This is a genomic window from uncultured Cetobacterium sp., assembly GCF_947039425.1.
In the GTDB taxonomy this organism is placed as follows: Bacteria; Fusobacteriota; Fusobacteriia; order Fusobacteriales; family Fusobacteriaceae; genus Cetobacterium_A.
The window spans coordinates 1-4,206 of record NZ_CAMQYW010000171.1; the positions used below are offsets into that span (position 1 = coordinate 1).

Genomic DNA, 4,206 nt, shown 5'->3' on the forward strand with positions numbered 1-4,206 from the left:
GAATTCGTGACTGGAGTTCAGACGTGTGCTCTTCCGATCTTATGGGAGAAACTTCTAATTTAAAATTAGTAGCAGGTTCTATAAAAGCTGGAGCTTATGATTACTTATTAAAACCTATTTCATCTAAAGAGGTTAGCAAAATAATTGAAAAAGCAGTAAAAGATCATAAACTTTCTGCTGAAAGAGTAGATAGAAATAAAAATACTGGTGATAAATTAATAGGACAAACTAAAGAGATTGTTGAAGTATATAAAATGATAGGTAGGGTTGCTAATAGTACTATTCCAGTTTTAGTAGTTGGAGAAAAAGGAACTGGGAAAAGTAGTGTAGCTAATGCTGTTCATCAATTTAGTGATAGAAGTAATAAAATATATTTCAGTTTAAATTGTACTTCTTTTCAAAATGATTTATTAGAGAGGAAACTGTTTGGTTATGAAAAAGGTGCTTTTGAAGGTGCTGCTTTTTCTCAGATAGGGGATTTGGAAAAAACAAATGGAGGAACACTTCATTTGGGAAATATAGAATCATTAAGCTTAGATATGCAGTCTAAAATTCTTTATCTTCTTCAAGAGGGAGAGTTTTTTAGAATGGGTGGAGCTGAACCTGTAAAAATGGATATAAGAATTATTGCTACAACAAGTGAGAATTTAGAAGAGTTGATTAATAAAAAACAATTTATTGATGAATTATATAATAAATTGAAAATTTTAGAGATTAATATTCCACCATTAAGAGATAGAAAAGATGATATTCCATTTATAATAGATCATTATTTATTAGGGTGTAATGATGAATTACACAAATCAGTAAAAGGTGTTAGTAAACCTGCTATGAAAAAGATAATGAGATATGACTGGCCAGGAAATGTAAATGAATTAAAAAATGCTATAAAGTCAGCTGTTGCACTATGTAGAGGAAATTCTATTTTAGTTGAAGAATTACCAGGGAATGTAACAGGAAATAAGATATCTAAACGAAAGGGAGATAACCAAAGTTGGATATTAAGTGATTGGATAGAGGGAGAACTTATTGCATTAAAAAATAATAAACAAAATAATTATTATGGAATAATTATTTCAAAAGTAGAAAAAGAGTTAATAAGACAAGTCTTAGAAATAACTAGTGGTAAAAAAGTTGAAACAGCAGAACTTTTAGGAATTACTAGAAATACACTTAGAACAAAAATGAATAACTATGGTTTAGAATAGCTATTTTGAACCTTAGGAGGAAAAAATGCACATAACATTATATAGAAAATATAGACCTAAAGATTTTGAAGAAATTGCAGGAGAACAAGAGATTGTTCAAACATTGAAAAATGCATTAAAGAGCAATAGATTAGCTCATGCATATTTATTTACAGGTCCTAGAGGAGTAGGAAAAACATCAATAGCTAGATTAATGGCAAAAGGTATAAATTGTTTAACAAATGGAATAACAGATAATCCATGTAATGTATGTGAAAATTGCTTAGAAATATCTGCTGGAAATTTTTTAGATTTAATAGAGATTGATGCTGCTTCAAATAGAGGAATAGATGAAATAAGGCAGCTTAAAGAAAAAATAAATTATAGACCAAGTAAAGGAAGAAAAAAAGTATATATAATTGATGAGGTTCATATGTTAACTAAAGAAGCTTTTAATGCTCTTTTAAAAACATTAGAAGAGCCACCTGAACATGTGCTTTTTATATTAGCAACAACTGAACCAGATAAAATACTTCCTACTATTATTTCAAGGTGTCAAAGATATGATTTTAAAGTTATTAATTATAAAGATACAAGAGAAAAGTTACTATATATAGCTTCTCAAGAGGGGTATTCAATTGATGAGGAAAGTTTAGTAGCAATTTATGAAAATTCAGGTGGAAGTATGAGAGATTCAGTTTCTACACTTGAAAGATTAATAATTAATACAGAAAATAAAAATATAGTGATAGAATCAACAGAGAAAGTATTGGGAATTACTCCTATTAAAAAAATTGATAAATTTATAGAAATAGTAGAAAAATCAAATCAAAGTGATGGAGTTGAATTTTTAGAGGACATTTGGAAAAATTCAATAGATATTGAACTGTTTTTTAAAGATTTAGCAAAAAGGTCAAAAGAAAAGATTCTAACAGGAGATATAAAAGTAAATAGAGGATTAAAAATAATAGATACTATTTATGATGTGTTGGGAAAATTTCATTTTGAAGAAGATAAAAAATTAGTAGGATATGTAATACTAAATAGACTTACAGAGAAAGAGGAAGTTAGAGAAGTTATTATTGAAAAAGTAGTGGAAAAAGTTATTGAAAAAAAACAAGTAGTTTCAAATAATAATGAAGAAGAGATAGAAGAGGTAGAAGTTTCAGTAACAATAGATGAAATTAAAAATATGTGGGAAAAACTACTTACTGAAGCTAAAAAGAAAAAGTTAACTTTTGGAGCATTTTTAGTAAAAGCATATCCTAAAGATATAAAAGATAACTTTTTAATCGTTGAGTTTCCAAAGGATTCAAGTTTTGCCATGGAAATGATGGTATCAGAACCATATAGAAGTATATTTTTAGAAGTTGTGAGAAATGTAACAAATAGTAAAATTAAAGTAAAATATGAATTGCAGGAATCAAGAAATAGAGAAAAAGTAAGTGAAGATGATGATTTTTCCAAGAAAATAATTGATTTCTTTGGAGGAGAAATAATATAGTATATTAACAAAACTCCACCTTTATGGTATAATTATTATGGAAAAATAGGAGGAGAAATGTTTTTAATTACAGGTATAATAATAGCAGCACTATTTTTAGTGTCTACTTCAATGCCACTTTTAAGTTGGGCATTACCATTTTATAAAATTAAAAAGTTAGAAAATGCAGATTTTAAAACTAAAGCGATAGCAAATTTAGTAGCAATTGTTGCAATAGGATGGATAGATATTAATTTTTTATTTCCTTATTTGGGAATATATATAACTATTGAAGTTTTATATATTTTATTTGATAAATATGGGAGAAAGATAGAAATGTATGATAGAATTTTTATCATCTCATTAATTGTAGGAGTTTTAATATCAGGATATTTATTTTTTAATAAAATAGGTTTAAATTTAAGTTTGGAAAACTTAAAAGAGATATATGTTCAAAAAACAGAGTTTTCTCAAAGAGAGATTAATTTGGCTTTTGATTTTATAAGAAAAAACACATTGCTTTTAATATTTATTTATACGAATTTTACAGTATTTTTAACATATTATTTTTTAAAAAAAGATAGTTTTTTAAAATGGAAAGTTAGTTATTTATGGCTTGTTCCATATATAGTTTTATTCTTTGTTGAAAAATATTCAGGAATTAATTCAATGTATATAAGTAATGGAGTAAGTATTTTTAAAATTGTATATGCTTTATACTTTATAAAGATAATTACAGGGCTTTTAAATAGAAGAGTTAAGAAACAACCAATTTGCTTTATAATAGCTGTTATAATGACAGTATTATCACCAGAGTTTGCATTTATTTTTGGTGCATTGGCAAGTGGAATAAATATAAAAGTTAAAGTTATAAAATAGGAGGATTTTTATGTCGAAATTACAAGTAATATTAACAGCGGACGTTGCAGGTCAAGGAAGAAAAGGGGATATTATCAATGTATCAGAAGGGTATGCAAAAAATTTCCTATTAAAGAATAATAAAGGAATTGTAGCTACTGCTGAAGAGTTAAAAAAAATAGAAAATAGAAAAAAAAGAGATGAAAAAAAAGCAGAGGAAGATAAACAAAAATCAATTGAAATTAAAAAGCAATTAGAAGAAAAAAAATTAACAATGATTGCTAAAACAGGAGATAATGGAAAATTATTTGGTGCAATTACAAATAAAGAGATATCTGCAGAAATTAAAAAAGTTTTTGGGATGAATATAGATAGAAAAAAAATAGAATGTACTATTAAAAGTCTTGGAGAGCATACTGCAATAGTAAAATTACACACTGATGTAAAAGCAGAGGTTTCAGTAATAGTAAAAGGATAGGTAAAATGGAAGAGATAGAAAACTTAAGAAAAATTCCTAGTAGCTTAGAAGCAGAGAGGTCGGTATTAGGTGGAATATTTTTAAAACCAGATATATTCAGTGAGGTAATTGAAATAATTACCTCTGCTGATTTTTATAAAATGGCACATAGAATAATATTTCAAGTAATGCAAGAAGTTTATGGTTCTGGTGAAACGATA

At 26.7% G+C, this 4,206-nt stretch carries 4 protein-coding genes; all 4 read left to right on the forward strand.

Annotated elements, in window-relative coordinates; all coding sequences use genetic code 11:
• Positions 1-1,233 precede the first annotated feature (1,233 nt).
• Positions 1,234-2,691 (forward strand): DNA polymerase III subunit gamma/tau, encoded by a 1,458-nt coding sequence (dnaX, locus tag Q0V09_RS08455; RefSeq protein ID WP_297406097.1) that lies wholly within the window; start codon positions 1,234-1,236, stop codon positions 2,689-2,691.
• Between the two features lie 57 nt (positions 2,692-2,748).
• The gene (locus Q0V09_RS08460) at positions 2,749-3,549 is read left to right on the forward strand and encodes a hypothetical protein (RefSeq protein ID WP_297406096.1); all 801 of its coding nucleotides are present in this window, start codon (positions 2,749-2,751) and stop codon (positions 3,547-3,549) included.
• Between the two features lie 10 nt (positions 3,550-3,559).
• Positions 3,560-4,006, forward strand: a complete 447-nt coding sequence (gene rplI / locus Q0V09_RS08465) for a 50S ribosomal protein L9 (protein WP_297406095.1) — start codon at positions 3,560-3,562, stop codon at positions 4,004-4,006.
• A 5-nt stretch (positions 4,007-4,011) separates the two neighbouring features.
• Positions 4,012-4,206 (forward strand): DnaB-like helicase N-terminal domain-containing protein (locus Q0V09_RS08470; protein ID WP_297488512.1); only part of this gene is annotated, 195 nt, incomplete at its 3' end.